This is a genomic window from Cupriavidus sp. GW822-FHT06G04 (assembly GCF_058799075.1).
Genome location: NZ_JBXALD010000002.1, coordinates 342,151 through 357,244 on the forward strand (window position 1 = coordinate 342,151; position 15,094 = coordinate 357,244).

The window sequence follows — 15,094 nt, forward strand, 5'->3', positions numbered from 1 at the left end:
TCGTATCAGGAAAGGAACTGGTCGATCAGATGATGGACACCTGAGCGCCATTCCGGAAGATGGATTTCAAACGTCTCGCACAGCTTGCTGGTATCAAGACACGAATTGGCCGGGCGCGGCGCCACCTGCGGAAACTCGGCCGATCTCACGGGCTCGATCGCCTCCGGTTTGAGTGTCAATGCAGCGCCGTGCGCGGCCGCGTAGCGCACCACCTCGGTAGCGTAGCCGTGCCACGACGTCTGGCCGCGAGCGGCCAGATGATAGATGCCAGCCGGGAACTCGCTGCGATCTTCTCGCAGCCATGCCCGGTCGATGATGCGCGCCGTGACATCCGCCACCAACGCGGCCATCGTCGGCGCACCGATCTGGTCGTCGATCACCTGCAGCGCATCGCGCTCACGGGCCAAGCGAAGCACGGTCCGTGCAAAATTCTGCCCATGCAGCCCGGCCACCCACGATGTGCGCAGCACGATTGCCTGAGCCCCCACATCGGCAATGGCCTGCTCGCCGGCCAGCTTGCTTTTTCCGTAGACCGACAGCGGCCGCGCCGCATCCGATTCGCGATAGGGTGCTGCGCCGGCGCCATCGAACACATAGTCCGTGGAGTAGTGCACCAGCAGGCTGCCCAGCGCGCGCGCCTCTTCCGCAAGTACGCCGGGCGCCACGCCATTCACCGCAAAGGCTTGCTCGACATCCGACTCTGCCCCGTCCACTGCTGTATAAGCCGCCGCGTTGACGATGATGTCCGGGCGCAAGCGCCTGATTACTGCCCGTACGGCGTCCGGCGTGGCCAGATCGCAGGCCGCGTGATCGAATGCCGTCACCGGGCCGAGGCTTGCCAGACTGCGTTGCAACTCAAACCCGACTTGCCCGTTGCTTCCTGTTACAAGAATGGACGGGGTGGGAAGAGCGTTACGCTGCATATTGCTTGGCCACCCAGTTCCGGTATTCTCCCGAGACCACATCCTGCACCCAGGCCTGGTTGCTCAGGTACCACTGAACGGTCTTGCGCAGGCCCGTTTCAAATGTCTCGGCCGGTCGCCAACCCAGTTCCCGCTCCAGCTTGCCGGCGTCGATCGCATAGCGGCGGTCGTGGCCGGGACGATCCTTGACGAACGTGACCTGATCCCGGTACGAACCAGCCGCCTTGGGCTTGAGCTCATCGAGCAGGTCGCAGATGGTGTAGACGACGTCGATATTGGTCTTCTCGTTCCAGCCGCCCACGTTATAGGTCTCGCCGATCCGCCCACGCGCGAGAACCTCGCGAATGGCGTTGCAATGGTCCCCCACGTAGAGCCAGTCGCGCACGTTCTGTCCGTCGCCGTAAACCGGCAGCGGCTTGCCCGCGAGGGCATTCGTGATCATCAGAGGGATCAGCTTCTCGGGAAAATGATACGGACCGTAGTTGTTCGAGCAGTTGGTGGTCACCACCGGCAGGCCGTACGTATGGTGATACGCGCGCACCAGATGGTCGGCGGCGGCCTTTGACGCCGAATACGGGCTGTTCGGGGCGTAGGCGGTTGATTCGGAGAATTGCGGATCGTTTGGTCCGAGCGAGCCGAACACTTCGTCGGTGGATACGTGCAGGAAGCGGAAATCGGCACGGGCGCGGTCGTCCAGACCGCCCCACCAGCCGCGCACCGCCTCGAGCAGCGTGAACGTGCCGACGATGTTGGTCTGGATGAATTCGGCGGGACCGTGGATAGATCTGTCCACATGGCTTTCGGCAGCGAAGTGCACTACGGCGCGGGGCCGGTATGTCTCGAGCAGCATGTCGAGCGCGGCCCTGTCGCAGATATCGGTCTGCGAGAACACGTGGCGAGGATTGCCTTCCAGCGCCGCGAGCGTTTTCAGGTTGCCGGCATAGGTCAGCTTGTCGACATTCACAATAGTGTCAGCGCCCGGCTGGGCGAGCCAGTCGAGAACGAAATTGGCGCCAATAAAACCTGCCCCGCCCGTAACCAGAATGTGCGACAAAACGCTTGCTCCCTGCTTTCGATATGTTTCGATTTGCCGACAAAAGCCGGTCGCCCGCCTGTGCCCGTGGGAGGCTGGCGGAGTTTTTAAGTCCCTGTGGAAGTGGCGGTATTCTATCTGAGCCCGGGTCCCATCTTTTGGGGTGATACCAACTTTTTGTAGCGTCTTGTAACGATTGACCAAATCGATTATGGGAGCTACACGTGTGTGGGCAGTGTTACTTTTAGTGCTGCTATTTGATAGACCATCCCCCGATATCCCGCCGACCGTCTCAATGACCGCGACCGATTCTACTCAGCGCCCATTCGCCATCGGCGACCTGCAAGGCTGTGCCCCCTCTCTTGATAGGCTCCTGGACCGCCTGCCACCGGACGCCCCCCTGTACTTCGTCGGCGACCTCATCAACCGAGGCCCGGCGTCGCTGGAAACCCTGCGGCAGGTCATTGCGCTGGGTCCGCGCGCCCGTACGGTCCTGGGCAACCACGACATTCACCTTCTTGCCGTAGCCGCGGGCGTCCGCAAGAAGGGGAAGTCAGACACGCTCGACGACATCCTAAGCGCGCCTGATAGCGATGAATTAATCACTTTCCTGCGCCATCAGCCGCTGGCCATCCGCGAAAACGACTTCCTGATCGTCCACGCCGGCGTCCTGCCCCAGTGGACCGCAAGCCAGGTCATCGACTTGGCGCGCGAAGTGGAATCCGAATTGCGCGGATCGAACTGGCAGGGCTTCCTCGCCGACGTTTTTGGCAACGCTGCCGATCGTTGGCACGACAGCCTGCGCGGCATCGAGCGGCACCGGGTCATCGTCAACGCGCTGACCCGGCTGCGTTTTTGCTCCGCAGACGGCGTGATGGACCTCAAGACCAAGGAAGGACTGGGCGAGGCACCGGCCGGCGTCATGCCCTGGTTCGACGTCCCGGGTCGACGCACTGCGGATGTCACCGTGGTGTGCGGACACTGGTCGACGCTCGGCCTGGTCATGCGCCCCAACCTGATGGCACTCGATACCGGCTGCGTCTGGGGCGGCAAACTGACCGCTGCCTTGCTGGCGAGCGACCCGGACAAACGCACGATTATCCAGGTCGACTGCCCGCAGTATTGTGATCCACTCGCCTAGAAATGCGTATCCCGCGCTGGCGGGGAGGACGAATCTGTCAGGACGTGGCAGTCATAGCCTCGGCGGGCGTGACGGACGGTGCGAGGCTGAGATTGTGCGCCACCTGCGCGGCCGCGTCGCCTTCGCCGGCAGCGAGGTGAGTCACCACCTCCCGCGCCGCCTCCGCCAGCTCCCTCCGCCCCGCCCCACCCGCCAGCAACTGCGGCCCTAACATCAAGCGCGCCTTAATCGGCGGCGACTTCAGGATGGCATTGAGGCAATCGAGCAGCGAGAGATCGTCGATATACGCGGGCGCGAGGGTTGGCTGGCCGGTTGCCGCGTCCAGATAGCGCAGGCCGACAGGTTGCACAGGCAGACCGCCGGCCACTGGCGCCTGCATCAGATTGGCATGAAACGGCAGGACCTTGCTGCCATCGGTGGTCGTGCCTTCCGGAAAGACACATACCAGGTCGCCTTGCTGCATCACTTCGGTGATGTGATGCAGCACGCGATGCGCGTCGCGCTTGCGGGCACGTTCGATAAAGATCGTGCCGGTTTTTTCGCACAGCCAGCCGACGATCGGCCAACTGCGGATTTCCGATTTGGCGACGAAGCGCACCGGTTGCCAGCTATGGATGACGTAGATGTCGAGCCATGAAATATGGTTCGACACCAGCATCGCACCCTTGGGCACGGCCTGTCCTCCGGCCAAGCCCTGCACTTCCACCTCGATCCCGCAGATGGCCAGCAGCTTGCGCGACCAACTGCGGATCATGCGCTCGCGCAGGTGAGTGCTCGCCCACGGGAAGACCGTTGCGCACAGGAGCATTCCACGAAGCAGTAGCAAGAACAGCCGCAGCTTGCGTAACCAGATCATCTCGACCCCCGGTAGCCTTTGGCGCGATCGGCAAGCTGCCGCGTCAGCGTTGCTCGAACACGACCTGGCCGCCCACCAGCGTCATGCGCACGCGGCCTTCCATCTCGTAGCCTAGCCATGGCGAATTCTTGCCCTGGCTCTTGAGGGCGCTGCGCTCGACCTTCCAGATCTGCTTCGGATCGAATACGCAGACGTCGGCGGCGCTGCCGGCCGTCAGCGACCCGGCATGCAGGCCGATCACGCGCGCCGGCTCGCTGGTAATGCGTGCCAGCGCCTTGGCCAGCGGAACCTTGTGTTCCGCGGACCAGCGCAGCGTCAACGGAAGCAGCAGTTCCAAGCCCGTGGCGCCCGGCGTGGCTTCGTCGAAGGGCAGGAGCTTTTCGTCATCGTCGACCGGCGTGTGGTCGGAACAGAGGGCGTCGATGGTGCCGTCCGCCAGCGCGGCCACGATGGCATCGCGGTCGCGCGGGCTGCGCAGCGGCGGCGTAAAACGCATCTGGCTGTTGAAGAAGCCGATGTCCATGTCGGTCAGCGACACGTGGTGCACGTTCACATCGCACGTCACCGGCAAGCCTTCCTTGCGCGCCTGGCGCACCAGTTCCAGGCCGGCGGCCGACGACAGGCGGCACAGGTGCACGCGCGCGCCCGTGGCGCGGATCAATTCGAAGATGGTGTGCAGCCGCACCGTCTCGGCGATGACCGACACGCCCGACAGGCCAAGCCGCGAGGCGATCGCCCCGCTCGCCGCCACGCCGCCGCCCAGGAACGGGTCTTCCGGGCGCAGCCAGAGCGTGAAGCCAAACGTCTGCGCGTACTGCATCGCGCGCTGCAGCACCTTGGTGTCCTTGATCGGCGCCTCGGCCTGGCTGAAGCCGACGCAGCCGGCTTCGGTAAGCTGCCCCATCTCGGTCAGCGCTTCGCCCTTGAGACCCACCGTAAGCGCGCCGAGCGGATAGACGTGCGTCTGGTTCAGCTTGTGGGCGCGAAACTTCAGCATTTCGACCAGGCCCGGCTCGTCGAGCACCGGATCGGTGTCGGGCGGGCAAACCAGGCTGGTCACGCCGCCGGCCGTCGCGGCGGACAGTTCGGATTCGAGCGTGGCCTTGTATTCGTAGCCCGGCTCGCGCAGCCGCGCGGATAGGTCTACCAGGCCCGGGCATACGATCAGCCCCCTGGCGTCGATGGTCTTGTTGGCGTTGAAATCGGCGGGCGCCTTGCCCGCGCCGACGATTTTCCCCGCGGCGATGTACAGGTCCTGTTCGGCGTCGACATTTGCGGCCGGATCGATCAGGCGGCCACCCTGGATGTGAATCTTCATGTCTAGTTCGCTGGCGTCTATTCGGTTTTTGGTTTGCCGCCTTGGGAGGCGCTATCAAAAGGAAGCAAAGCGGTTCTGGCTAGGCGCGGGGCCGCAGACAGTACAAGTGGTACAGCAAGGTCGCGCAACGACGCCAGAATCATTTGATAGTGACTCTCAGTCGTTGTTGCCGGCGACGATGCCCATCACGGCCATGCGTACCGCGATGCCGAACGTCACCTGGTTCAGGATCACCGATTGCGAGCCGTCGGCCACGGCGGAGTCGATTTCCACGCCGCGGTTCATCGGACCCGGATGCATCACGATCGCGTCTGGCTTGGCCAGCGCCAGGCGCTCCGGCGTCAGGCCGTAGGCCTTGAAATATTCCTGCGCGGAGGGCAGCAGCGCGCCGCTCATGCGTTCGTTCTGCAGGCGCAGCATGATCACCACGTCGACGCCTTTCAGACCCTCTTCCATGTTGTGGAAGACGCGCACGCCCATCTGTTCCAGGCCGGACGGCAGCAGCGTTCGCGGACCGATGGCGCGCACTTCGGGCACGCCCAGCGTAGTCAGCGCGTGAATGTCGGAGCGCGCGACACGCGAGTGCAGGATGTCGCCGACGATGGCCACCGTCAGGTTGGTGAAATCCTTCTTGAAATGCCGGATCGTGTACATATCCAGCAAGCCCTGCGTCGGATGGGCGTGACGACCGTCGCCCGCGTTGATCACATGCACGTGTGGCGCGACATGTTCGGCGATCAGGTAAGGCGCACCGGAACTGGCATGACGGACGACGAACATGTCCGCCGACATCGCCGACAGGTTGTTGATCGTATCAAGCAGCGACTCGCCCTTGCTGGTCGACGACGCGTTGATGTTCAGGTTCAGCACGTCGGCGGACAGCCGCTTGGCGGCGATCTCGAACGTGGTGCGCGTGCGCGTCGAGTTTTCGAAGAACAGGTTGAACACGCTCTTGCCGCGCAGCAGCGGCACCTTCTTGACGTCGCGGTCGGAGTCGGACAGCGACACGAACTGGCTGGCGGTATCGAGGATATGCGTGATCATGTCACGCGACAGGCCCTCGATCGACAACAGATGCTTCAGTTCGCCGTTCTTGGTGAGCTGCGGGTTTCGGAACGTCTTGGTCATGGCAGGTGGTTCGGGCGCGGGTCGGTCTTGTATGGCTTGGGCTTGACGTTTTGGCGGGGCTTCAGGTTGACATTCAGGCACGCGGCTGTGTGGCGAACGCGAAGCGCGTGGCGGCGCCTTCGCCTTCGCGGGACAGCACCAGCGTCTGGTCGAGCGGCAGTTCGATCGATGCGGCGGCGTAGTCGGCCGAAAACGGCAGTTCGCGGCCACCGCGGTCCGCCAGCACGGCCAGCGCCACGCGCGCGGGGCGGCCATAGTCGAACAATTCGTTGACCGCCGCGCGGATCGTGCGGCCGGTCGCCAGTACGTCGTCGATCAGCAGGACGTTGCGATCCTCCACATCGAACGGCAGCGTGGTCGGCTGCGCCTGGCTGTGCAAGCCCTTCTTGGCGTAATCGTCGCGATGGAATGCCACGTTGATCACACCGTGCGGGCCGAGTTTCAGATCCGCCGCCAGGCGCTCTGCAATCCAGGCGCCGCCGGAATGGATGCCGGCCACCGACCAGCGGGCACGGTCGTTGGCCGGCATTAGCGCCTGGGCCTGGTCGCGCAGCGCGTGGTACAGCGCCTCGGCGTCGGGAGTGGAGGTCTGGGTCATAGCGGGAATTCGTCGAAATACTGTTGCAGGATGATCCGGGCGGCCTCGGCGTCCAATGCGCCGCGAGCGGCCCCGGCCATCGACGCCGCGCGCGAGGAATAGCGTTCGTCCACCCACTCGACCGGCAGATCGAAACGGCCGTTCAACTGGTTGCCGAAGCGGCGCGCAAGCCGCATGGAAGGCTGTTCCTCATCGTCCGGGCCGGCCTCGGGATTGACCGGCATGCCGACCACCAGGCGCACCGGCGCCCATTCGTGGATCAGCGCAGCCACGGCCTGGAAGCGGCCTTCCACCGTCACGTTCGGAAGAATGGTCAGGGCGCGCGCTTGCCGGGTGATGAAATTGCCGAGCGCGACGCCGATTTTTTTCTCGCCATAGTCGAAGGCGAGCACCGTGCCGTCGCGGGGCGCCTCGCGCCCCGGCTGATCAGGCATGCCCCGCCTCGCCTGAAAGCATCGCCACATCGATGCCGAGCAGGCGAACGGCCGCGGCGAAACGTTCTTCGGGCGGCACACTGAAAATGATTTCGGGATCGGCCTGGACGGTCAGCCAGCCGTTGCGGCTCAACTCTTCCTCGAGCTGGCCCGCACCCCAACCGGCGTATCCGAGCGTCAGCAGAAAGCGATGCGGCCCGCTACCGTTGGCAACCGCTTCCAGCACATCCTTGGACGTGGTCATCTCCAGGCCGCCCGGCACCGCCAGCGACGACACATAGATGCCAACGGGATCGTGCAGCACGAAGCCGCGCTCGGTCTGGACGGGTCCGCCGAAATACACGGGCTGATGCGCAACGGGCTGGATTTCGAGCTTGAGATCGATCTTGTCGAACAGCGTCGCCATGTCGATATCGATGGGCCGGTTGATCACCAGGCCAAGCGCGCCGCGTTCGTTATGCTCGCAGAGATAGACAACGGAACCTGAAAACGTCGGATCGGCCATGCCGGGCATGGCAATCAGGAACTGATTGGTGAGATTGATGGAAGCTTCGGGCGTCGCCATGGCTTGCATTCTACCAAATCGTCGCCCGGGTTCCTGTAAAACTTCTGTGTCCGAAGGCACCGTGCCGCACCGCGGCGCGGGCCGTTTCAGGCCCCTGCGGACGGCTTCAGCGCGGCCAGATCGTCGCCCGTCAGCCAGCGCCATTGGCCCGGCGCGAGCGCCGGGTCTAGCTGCAGGCCGCCGATCGCACTGCGATGGAGCGCCGTCACATGATTGCCGGTCGCCGCGACCATCCGCTTGACCTGGTGATATTTGCCTTGCATCAGCGTCAGGCGCAGGCTCCGTTCGCCGGTGGCCACGCAGGCGTCGGCGGCAATCGGGGCGGGCTCGTCGTCCAGCTTCACGCCGGTGCGCAGCGCTTCGACCTGCTCTGGCGTCACGGGGTCGAAGGTCGTCACTTCGTAGACCTTGGGCACCTGCTTCTTGGGCGACGTCTGGGCGTGGATGAACTGCCCGTCATCGGTCAGCAGCAGCAATCCCGTGGTGTCATGATCCAGGCGCCCCACCGCCTGCACTTCGCGCTGGCGCAACGGCACAGGCAGCAGGTTGTAGACGCTGGGATGGTGGCGCGGACGTTGCGAACATTCATAGCCTTCCGGCTTATTCAGCATCAGATACGCCTTGGTGCAGGCCAGCCATTGCTCGCCGTCGACGGTCAGGCGCAGGCCATCCACCTCGAAGCGCGCGCCGGGATCCTCGCACAGTACTCCGTCGACCTCGACGAGACCCGCCTCGACAAGGTCGCCACAATAGCGACGGGTGCCGAAGCCTTGGGATTGGAGGATGCGGTCAAGGGTAGTTGCCATGAAAATGTCTGGTTGAAGCCTGTGATTGCCTGATGGTCATGTTAGGTTACGGCGATGCGTAGATCACCTTCCCCAGATTCCGAACCGGTCGCCGCCAACGGGCGCCGGCCCTACCAGATCGACCGCGACTTCGCGCGCGGGCTGGTCTGGTTCCGGCGCGACCTGCGCGCCGACGACCATGCGGCGCTGCATTATGCCCTCAAGCACTGCCGGCAGGTATGGTGCGTATTCGTGCTGGATCGGCAAATCCTTGACCCGCTGCTGGCGCGCGGCCTGAAGGCGGACCGCCGCGTCGAATTCATCCTGAAGTCGCTGAAACCGCTGCAAGACGCGCTGGCGGCGGCCGGTGGCGGACTGATAGTGCTGCATGACAGCGCGCGCGACGCCATCCCGAAACTCGCCGCCGATCTCGATGTCGAGGCCGTCTTCGCCAATCACGACTACGAACCGGCCGCCCGCGACCGCGACGCCTCGGTGCGAAAGGCGCTCGCCGCCGACTCGCGGCTGCTGTTCACGTTCAAGGACCAGGTGATTTTCGAGGCCGATGAAATCCTGACCGCGCAAGGCCATCCGTTCAGCGTCTTTACGCCGTACAAGAACGCGTGGCTGCGCGCGCTGCAGCCGTTCGACGTCCGTCCGTACCCGATCCAGCCATACCTGAAGACGCTCGCGCCGGTCCCTGAACCGCTCCGCCAACCCATGCCGACACTGGCGTCGCTGGGATTTGCGCCGAGCAATCTCGCGGAAATCGCCATGCCGACCGGCAGCGACGGCGCGCAGGCGCTGTTCGACGAATTTCTGGACCGCATCGGCGATTACGGCAACCGCCGCGACTTCCCCGCCGTGCGCGGCCCGAGCTACCTGTCCGTGCATCTGCGTTTCGGCACGATCTCGATCCGCACGCTGGTGCGCGCCGCCAACGACGCGGCCATGCGCGGCGGCGCCGCCGGCCCCGGCGCAGCGGTATGGCTTTCGGAGCTGATCTGGCGTGATTTCTACTTCATGATCCTGCATCACCATCCGCGCGTGGCCGAAGGCAAATCGTTTCATGCGGAATACGATGCGCTGCGCTGGACCGCACCGGCAGATGGCGAGCGCTATTTCCAGGCGTGGTGCGACGCTCAAACCGGCTATCCACTGGTGGACGCGGCGATGCTGCAGATCCGTCAAAGCGGCTACATGCACAACCGCCTGCGCATGGTCACCGCGAGCTTTCTTTCGAAGGACCTGGGCGTGGATTGGCGCCGTGGCGAGCAATATTTCGCCGATCAGCTCAATGACTTCGACCTCGCCGCCAACAACGGCGGCTGGCAGTGGGCGGCCTCCACGGGCTGCGATGCGCAGCCATACTTCCGCATCTTCAATCCGGTCACGCAATCGCAGAAATTTGACCCGCAGGGCCGCTTTATCCGCAAATACCTGCCGATGCTCGCAGCACTGCCGGACAAGTACATCCATGCGCCGTGGACCGCGCCGGACGATGTGCTGGCCGCGGCCGGTGTAAAGCTTGGGGAAGACTATCCGCGGCCGATCGTGCAGCACGACGTGGCGCGCAAGGAAACCCTGCAGCGCTATGCGGCGGTGAAGGAATCGAAGGCAAAAACCACCGGGCCGTGATGAGCGGCCTGCGCGCCGCATCGTCACCGCGCACGGGCGACTGGCGCGCAGTGCGGCGCCTTGTGCAAACGCCGGGCGGGTGATGGTCGGGGACGGACCGGGCGTAAAAGCCGTTTGGCAACGCCCGCCGCCGACGCGACGATGCGCCGCCGAACAAGTCGCGAAGACCGACTCAGGCCGCCAGCATCGCGCTTTCGCGATAGTGCTTCTGGGCGTCCTCGGGGCGATCCGTTTCCTCGAACAGGCGTGCCAGCGCCAGGTGGGATCGCACGCAAATCCGACGTTGCGCGTCGCGGTCTGCGTACTTCAGTGCGCGCTCGAAATTCGACTGCGCCTTGCCCCACAACTGCTCACCCAAGCACAGCACGCCCAGTGTGTAGTACAGATCGGCGTCGTTCGGATGATCCACCAGCCACTTCTCGGCCTGCTGGATCTGCGGCAGCGCCTTGCCCGCCTCCGCGCAATCAGCGTAACGCTGCACCAACCGGCTGTCCCAATTGACCTTGAGCGCATCCTCGATGATGCGGCGCGCCTCGTTCTGCCGGTTCAGCGCCGAGAAATATCGCGCCGCCTGTTCCGCGATGCGCACGGCGTGGCGCTCGTCGGGCGACAGCGAGCGCCAGAAGTGGTAAAGCGATTCGGCGTCATGGCGACGCTCGTCGAGCATCGCCTCCACGGCCATCTGCTTCAAACGCAGCGCCAGCACCGGGTGCAGCGCGTTGCGTTTTTCCAGCGATCGCGCCAGGCGAAGCACTTCGGACCAGTTCTTCAGATGCTGGTGCGCGCGTAACGCAATCCGTTGCACGTGGATCTGCCGTCCGCCCTTTTCCTGCAACTGCGCGATGGTCTCGAGCGCCCCTTCCGCATCGCGCGCGTCGACCAGCAACTCGGCCATCGACACCAGGCGTGCCTGTTCGCGGTCGGGGTCCGTGACCTGCGCCATCCACGCGTCGCGGCGCTCCGATTCCTGCATCCGGTGTGCCGCACGGGCGCCAACCAGCGCGGCGGTCTGCGCCTGCTCGGGCCAGGCCTGCGCTTCCTTGGCGGCGCGCTCGGCACGCGCAAAGCGTCCGGCAAACAGGTTTTCGATCGACTCGCGCATGGCCGCCTGCGCCTTGCTCATGCGGCTGCGCTCGCGATAGGCCGCGGCCCGCCGCGGCATTTCGGACAGATGGCGCACGGTGGACATGACGGTCCACACCACAAAGAAGATCAGCAGCAGCAGCGCCAGCGCCAGATTCAGCGACATCTCGACGCGGTACGGCGGATAGAACAGCACGACGTTGCTGTGATTGAACTGCGTGAACAGCGCCAGCCCGACCGCGCCGCCAAACAGTACGGCTACCCAGAAAAGGAGTCGCATGGTGCTACTCCTTCTTCAGGGCGTGCAGCGCGCCAAGGCTTTCGGCCATGGTCGGCAGCGACACGGTGACGGCGCTTGCCTGCGCCTGCTTGAGCAGCGTCAACACGCCCTGCACGCGCCGCGAGCGCGTATCGAAATAGCGTCCGATCATCGCCTGCGCGGCCGCGAGGTCGTTGCGGAACACCGGCTCATTGCGCGACAGCAGCGCCAGCCTGGCGTTCAGCAGGCGCAGCTTGACGTTTTCGCGCAGGAACCAGCCCTGCTCGCCGGACAACAGCAGCGCGTTGGTGTCTTCCACCTTGCGCACGCGGATCACCTGGCCCAGTTCGTCAAGGACATAGTTCCACAGGCGCGACACGGGGTTGGCGCCGGGCTGGGCGGCCCCAGGCGCGGAACCGTCCCGTGCGCCGGCAGCGACCTTGGCGCCCGCGGCGGCGTCCGCGCCCGACCTGTCGAGCATGCGTTCGCCTGAAAGCAGCGGCAGTGCATCGATCTGGTTGATCGATTCGTCCAGCTTGATGGCGGCGCCGGTCAGGTCCGTATCCGGCAAGGATTTCATGCGCGCGATGTCGCGGGCGATGGCGCGGCGCAACTGGTTGTACTGCGGCTTGTCGGCACGGCCCAGGCGCGCGTCGGCACTTTGCAGCGCCGCCAGCGCCACCTGCACGTTGCCCGTCAGTTGCAGTTGCTGCCCGGCATTGGTCAGCAACTGCTGGATTTCGGCGATCTCCCAATCGTCGCGGTTGCGCATCAGGTCCTGATACACCTGCTCCAGCGCGGCCTGCTTGTCGCGCGCCTCGACCAGTTGGCCGTCCAGCGCGCCCACCTTGGCCTGCAATGCCTTGACCGTATCCTGCGCGTCCTTGGACAGCACGCGCGTTTCCTGCACGAGCGCGTCGTTGCTCTGCTGGCGACGCGCCAGTTCCTGGGTCAGATGATCGACGCGGTTCTGCAGCCACCAGAATCCGCCAGCAAAGGCCACCAGCAGCACGATGGCCGCCGGCCACCACGGATTCATGCGGCGCGCGGCTGGCTGCGCGGGATGCATGGCGAATGGCGCGCCGGTCGATCCGGCCGATGAAGTACTGCTCGACGAGGGGGACGTGGTGTCTGGCGTCACGCGTTCGGCCTTCGTTGTCGTGGATCCCGGGGACCCGGTGGATTCATGGATGGGCTGCGCCGAAGCGGCGGGCCGGTCGGTCTGCGCCTCGTTGCGCTCAGCGATCGGCACGGCGACCTGCGCCGCCGCCACAACAGGCGCGGGTGCTGGCGCTGCCGGCCCGGCATGGGCATTGCCCCATTGCGTGCAAGCGGCCAGCAAACCGGCATCGCCGGGCGCGGCCGGCTGCACGTGCGCAAAGCCCAACGCCTGCGCCTGCGCCGCAATTCTCGCATGCGGCGCAATGCACTGCACCTGCTTGAGCCGCTCGTATTCTTGCGGCGACAGATGCAAACGCGCCAGCGCATCGAGATTGCGAACGGCTTCGGAACTGGTCAGTAGCCAGGCGTAGGGCGGCGCGCCCGGCTTGAGGCTGTCGCGCACGGCCTGCCACTGCATGGCGGTCGGCTCGGGCAGCGTGCGGCTGTAGGCCTCGACGGCGTCGACGGTAGCGCCTGCTTCGCGCAGGCGGTCGCCAAGCCAGTCGCGCCCGCCGTTGCCGCGGATGATCAGCACGCGGCGCCCGGCGAAGGCGCCCGGCGTGGTATCGAGTTGGGACCAGAGCGCCTCGGAATCGAAGCGCGGCACCCCTGCCGACATTTCCGTTTCGGTCGACACGCCGTTCGACGGTTCGTCGCCCGCATCCGCGCCAACCGGCGCAGCGCCCGCCGGCGCGATCACGCGGTACGTGGGCGGCGCGATGCCGCGCTCGGCCAACGCCGCCACGCTGGACGGCCCGACTACCGCGACGGGGACTTCGGGCGGCCAGCGCGGGCCATCCATGCCTTCGCGCACCTGCGCCAGCGCATCGAGCGCGAACGACACGGCGTTGGGGCTGACAAACACCACCAGCGCATAGTCGGACAGATGGCTCAGCGCGGCGCGCAGCGGCGCGTCATCGGACGCGGGGCCGATCGCAAGCAGCGGAAAGCCAAGCACATCCAGGCCCGCCGCATGCAGTGCTTCGGTCAGTTGCCGGGATTGCCCGGCGGGTCGTGTGACTACGACGGTCGGGCGAGGCATCGCGCGTTCCTCAGGCGGGACCTGCGGTGGAAAGCTGTGCCAGCACGGCGTCCGCGCCTTGCGCGAGCAGATCGCCGGCCACGGCGGCGCCCAGTTGCTCGGCGGCGGCCAACGAGGCAACCGGCACGGTGGCGTGGGCGCGCACGTTGCGCGTGCCGTCGGGCAACGCGACAAAGGCATCGAGCTGAAGCGCGTCGGCACGCCAGCGGGCGTGCGCGGCCAGCGGCAATTGGCACGAACCGCCAAGTCGACGCGACACCGCGCGTTCGGCGCAGACCGCCAGCAGGGTCGGCTGATGATTCAGCGGCGCGAGCCATTCGGCCAATTCGGGTCGATCCGCACGGATCTCGATGCCGAGCGCGCCCTGGCCGGCGGCTGGCAGCGAAATCTCCGGTTCGATCAGCGCGCGGATGCGCTTGCCCAGGCCCAGGCGCTTGAGACCGGCAGCCGCCAGGATGATCGCGCCGTATTCGCCGCGATCGAGCTTGCCCAGACGGGTATCGAGGTTGCCGCGCAACGGTTTGATCACGAGATGTGGATAGCGGCCGCGCAGTGCGGCTTCGCGGCGCAGGCTCGACGTGCCCACCACGGTGCCGGGCGGCATGTCGTCGAGCGCGGCATATTGTGCCGACACCAGCGCGTCACGCGGGTCCTCGCGTTCCATCACCGCCGCCAGCGCGAAGCCGGCGGGCAACTCCATCGGCACATCCTTGAGCGAATGCACCGCCAGGTCGGCGCGGCCTTCGGCCATCGCGACTTCCAGCTCCTTCACGAACAGACCTTTGCCGCCTACTTTGGACAGGGTCTTATCGAGAATTTGATCACCCCGTGTCGTCATGCCGAGAATGGACACTTCGCACTGGGGATAGTATTGTTGCAACGCAGCACGCACATGTTCAGCCTGCCACATTGCCAGCCGACTCTCGCGCGAGGCGATGACCAGCTTGCGTGGCATGCTGCGCGAGGCTGCAGCGGACAAGGAAGACGGTTGGGCGGGTGCTTGCATGCGCGCATGTTAGCACGCACCTTTTGTGCTTCACGCCCCCGGCAGCCCGAATTGCCAGCCCCGCAGCAGCCGTTCCGGCGCGGTATTGACGCCGGTCGACGCCACATGAAACCTGTGCGGTGTT

Annotated in this window: 14 protein-coding genes; 2 read left to right on the forward strand and 12 right to left on the reverse strand. The window is 65.4% G+C overall.

The genetic code is table 11. The features are described from left to right. Window positions 1-5 precede the first annotated feature (5 nt). Entirely contained in the window at window positions 6-923 is a 918-nt protein-coding gene (gene rfbD, locus AC1RKI_RS05600; RefSeq protein ID WP_490714055.1) for a dTDP-4-dehydrorhamnose reductase, read from the reverse strand. Further along, on the reverse strand, window positions 913-1,977 hold the full coding sequence (rfbB, locus tag AC1RKI_RS05605) for a dTDP-glucose 4,6-dehydratase (protein WP_150979661.1): 1,065 nt from the start codon (window positions 1,975-1,977) through the stop codon (window positions 913-915). The genes rfbD and rfbB overlap by 11 nt, the downstream gene beginning before the upstream one ends. Before the next feature lie 274 nt (window positions 1,978-2,251). Here rfbB and AC1RKI_RS05610 point away from each other — a divergent pair, with 274 nt between their 5' ends. Beyond that, window positions 2,252-3,097, forward strand: a complete 846-nt coding sequence (locus AC1RKI_RS05610; RefSeq protein WP_492794571.1) for a symmetrical bis(5'-nucleosyl)-tetraphosphatase — start codon at window positions 2,252-2,254, stop codon at window positions 3,095-3,097. A gap of 37 nt (window positions 3,098-3,134) precedes the next feature. Here AC1RKI_RS05610 and AC1RKI_RS05615 read toward each other — a convergent pair whose 3' ends face one another. The 7 genes from AC1RKI_RS05615 to AC1RKI_RS05645 form a co-directional block, all read right to left on the reverse strand. Beyond that, entirely contained in the window at window positions 3,135-3,953 is an 819-nt protein-coding gene (locus AC1RKI_RS05615) for a lysophospholipid acyltransferase family protein (protein ID WP_492794569.1), read from the reverse strand. 43 nt (window positions 3,954-3,996) lie between these two features. Beyond that, window positions 3,997-5,271, reverse strand: coding sequence for a dihydroorotase (locus AC1RKI_RS05620; RefSeq protein ID WP_492794568.1), 1,275 nt, complete (start codon window positions 5,269-5,271; stop codon window positions 3,997-3,999). Window positions 5,272-5,427: 156 nt separating this feature from the next. Beyond that, a complete protein-coding gene (locus AC1RKI_RS05625; RefSeq protein WP_061952657.1) occupies window positions 5,428-6,399 on the reverse strand; it encodes an aspartate carbamoyltransferase catalytic subunit in 972 nt (323 codons plus the stop codon). A 73-nt stretch (window positions 6,400-6,472) separates the two neighbouring features. After that, a complete protein-coding gene (pyrR, locus tag AC1RKI_RS05630) occupies window positions 6,473-6,997 on the reverse strand; it encodes a bifunctional pyr operon transcriptional regulator/uracil phosphoribosyltransferase PyrR (protein ID WP_061952659.1) in 525 nt (174 codons plus the stop codon). Continuing rightward, window positions 6,994-7,431: a Holliday junction resolvase RuvX gene (gene ruvX / locus AC1RKI_RS05635; protein WP_061952661.1), complete on the reverse strand. Its 438-nt coding sequence runs from the start codon at window positions 7,429-7,431 to the stop codon at window positions 6,994-6,996. Before ruvX ends, pyrR begins: the two co-directional genes overlap by 4 nt. Further along, complete coding sequence (locus AC1RKI_RS05640) at window positions 7,424-7,996, reverse strand: YqgE/AlgH family protein (RefSeq protein ID WP_061952702.1); 573 nt, start codon at window positions 7,994-7,996, stop codon at window positions 7,424-7,426. Before AC1RKI_RS05640 ends, ruvX begins: the two co-directional genes overlap by 8 nt. Window positions 7,997-8,082: 86 nt before the next feature. Next, complete coding sequence (locus AC1RKI_RS05645; protein ID WP_492794565.1) at window positions 8,083-8,802, reverse strand: pseudouridine synthase; 720 nt, start codon at window positions 8,800-8,802, stop codon at window positions 8,083-8,085. Between the two features lie 54 nt (window positions 8,803-8,856). On the opposite strand from AC1RKI_RS05645, the gene AC1RKI_RS05650 reads away from it, so the two are divergent. Next, window positions 8,857-10,419 (forward strand): cryptochrome/photolyase family protein, encoded by a 1,563-nt coding sequence (locus AC1RKI_RS05650; RefSeq protein WP_061952665.1) that lies wholly within the window; start codon window positions 8,857-8,859, stop codon window positions 10,417-10,419. 172 nt (window positions 10,420-10,591) lie between these two features. Here AC1RKI_RS05650 and AC1RKI_RS05655 read toward each other — a convergent pair whose 3' ends face one another. The 3 genes from AC1RKI_RS05655 to hemC are packed head-to-tail and all read right to left on the reverse strand — an operon-like array spanning window position 10,592 to window position 14,970. After that, window positions 10,592-11,782: a heme biosynthesis protein HemY gene (locus AC1RKI_RS05655; protein WP_061952667.1), complete on the reverse strand. Its 1,191-nt coding sequence runs from the start codon at window positions 11,780-11,782 to the stop codon at window positions 10,592-10,594. 4 nt (window positions 11,783-11,786) lie between these two features. After that, the gene (hemDX, locus tag AC1RKI_RS05660) at window positions 11,787-13,964 is read right to left on the reverse strand and encodes a fused uroporphyrinogen-III synthase HemD/membrane protein HemX (RefSeq protein ID WP_492794562.1); all 2,178 of its coding nucleotides are present in this window, start codon (window positions 13,962-13,964) and stop codon (window positions 11,787-11,789) included. Window positions 13,965-13,974: 10 nt separating this feature from the next. Next, the gene (gene hemC, locus AC1RKI_RS05665) at window positions 13,975-14,970 is read right to left on the reverse strand and encodes a hydroxymethylbilane synthase (protein ID WP_150979654.1); all 996 of its coding nucleotides are present in this window, start codon (window positions 14,968-14,970) and stop codon (window positions 13,975-13,977) included. Between the last annotated feature and the right edge of the window lie 124 nt (window positions 14,971-15,094).

Excerpts from the sequence above, each read along its gene's own strand:
- rfbD (WP_490714055.1), bottom strand. The coding sequence starts at position 923 with ATGCAGCGTAACGCTCTTCCCACCCCGTCCATTCTTGTAACAGGAAGC.
- AC1RKI_RS05610 (WP_492794571.1), top strand. The coding sequence starts at position 2,252 with ATGACCGCGACCGATTCTACTCAGCGCCCATTCGCCATCGGCGACCTG.
- AC1RKI_RS05615 (WP_492794569.1), bottom strand. The coding sequence starts at position 3,953 with ATGATCTGGTTACGCAAGCTGCGGCTGTTCTTGCTACTGCTTCGTGGA.
- AC1RKI_RS05620 (WP_492794568.1), bottom strand. The coding sequence starts at position 5,271 with ATGAAGATTCACATCCAGGGTGGCCGCCTGATCGATCCGGCCGCAAAT.
- AC1RKI_RS05625 (WP_061952657.1), bottom strand. The coding sequence starts at position 6,399 with ATGACCAAGACGTTCCGAAACCCGCAGCTCACCAAGAACGGCGAACTG.
- pyrR (WP_061952659.1), bottom strand. The coding sequence starts at position 6,997 with ATGACCCAGACCTCCACTCCCGACGCCGAGGCGCTGTACCACGCGCTG.
- ruvX (WP_061952661.1), bottom strand. The coding sequence starts at position 7,431 with ATGCCTGATCAGCCGGGGCGCGAGGCGCCCCGCGACGGCACGGTGCTC.
- AC1RKI_RS05640 (WP_061952702.1), bottom strand. The coding sequence starts at position 7,996 with ATGGCGACGCCCGAAGCTTCCATCAATCTCACCAATCAGTTCCTGATT.
- AC1RKI_RS05645 (WP_492794565.1), bottom strand. The coding sequence starts at position 8,802 with ATGGCAACTACCCTTGACCGCATCCTCCAATCCCAAGGCTTCGGCACC.
- AC1RKI_RS05650 (WP_061952665.1), top strand. The coding sequence starts at position 8,857 with ATGCGTAGATCACCTTCCCCAGATTCCGAACCGGTCGCCGCCAACGGG.
- AC1RKI_RS05655 (WP_061952667.1), bottom strand. The coding sequence starts at position 11,782 with ATGCGACTCCTTTTCTGGGTAGCCGTACTGTTTGGCGGCGCGGTCGGG.
- hemDX (WP_492794562.1), bottom strand. The coding sequence starts at position 13,964 with ATGCCTCGCCCGACCGTCGTAGTCACACGACCCGCCGGGCAATCCCGG.
- hemC (WP_150979654.1), bottom strand. The coding sequence starts at position 14,970 with ATGCAAGCACCCGCCCAACCGTCTTCCTTGTCCGCTGCAGCCTCGCGC.